Below are 931 nucleotides of genomic sequence, written 5' to 3'. Positions count from 1 at the left end.
GTCGGCGATCTCGAAGAAGTCGATCCCGGTCTTCACCCCGATCTTGTCGAACACCCCGATCATCGCCTCCACCGGCGCATTGCCCGCACCCGCCCCGAACCGACGGGTGCTGCCGTCGATCTGCTTGGCCCCCGCCCGCACCGCCTCCACACTGTTGGCCACCCCCAACCCGAGGTTCTCGTGCCCGTGAAAACCGACCTGCGCGTCCGATCCCAATTCGGCGACCAGCGCGGCCACGCGGTCGGCGACCCCTTCGAGCACCAACGCGCCCGCCGAGTCCACGACGTACACGCACTGGCACCCGGCGTCGGCCATGATCCGGGCCTGGGCGGCTAGCTTCTCCGGCGGCGACGTGTGGGCCATCATCAGGAAGCCGACGGTCTCGAGCCCCAGCTCGCGGGCCAACCCGAAGTGCTGAACCGACACGTCGGCCTCGGTGCAGTGCGTCGCGATGCGGCAGATCGAGCCGCCGTTCTGCTGCGCCTCCTTGATGTCCTCCTTGGTGCCCAGACCCGGCAGCATGAGGAAGGCGATCTTGGATTCCTTGGCCGTCTCGGCCGCCAGCTTGATGAGCTCCTGCTCGGGGGTCTTGGAGAACCCGTAGTTGAAGCTCGACCCGCCGAGCCCGTCGCCGTGGGTCACCTCGATGACCGGCACACCGGCGGCATCGAGCGCCGCGACGATCGAGCCGACCTCCTCCCCGGTGAACTGGTGGCGCTTGTGGTGGCTCCCGTCGCGCAGCGAGGTGTCGGTCATCCGGACGTCCCAGATGGGGTTGAAGTAGATGTCGTCGATGACGCTCATGCCTGACCTCCGGTTGCTACCGACGCGCGTTCCTTGGCGATCTCCTCGCCGACCTTCGTGGCGGCGGCGGTCATGATGTCCAAATTCCCCGCATACGGCGGCAGGTAGTCCCCCGCACCCTCCACCT

At 67.7% G+C, this 931-nt stretch carries 1 protein-coding gene and 1 pseudogene; both read right to left on the bottom strand.

Going from position 1 to position 931, the window contains the following annotated elements:
• Positions 1-804, bottom strand: an 804-nt coding sequence (dmpG, locus tag H7J06_RS01045; RefSeq protein WP_264036198.1) for a 4-hydroxy-2-oxovalerate aldolase, incomplete at its 3' end; no start/stop codon positions are given.
• Positions 801-931: pseudogene (locus H7J06_RS01040) on the bottom strand (acetaldehyde dehydrogenase (acetylating)); the annotation flags it as partial. The gene dmpG and the pseudogene H7J06_RS01040, both read right to left, overlap by 4 nt.

This window comes from Mycolicibacterium hodleri (assembly GCF_025822245.1).
Classification (GTDB): Bacteria; Actinomycetota; Actinomycetes; order Mycobacteriales; family Mycobacteriaceae; genus Mycobacterium; species Mycobacterium hodleri.
Note: the sequence above shows the minus strand (reverse complement) of the source record. Positions and strands in the feature narration are given on the sequence as shown.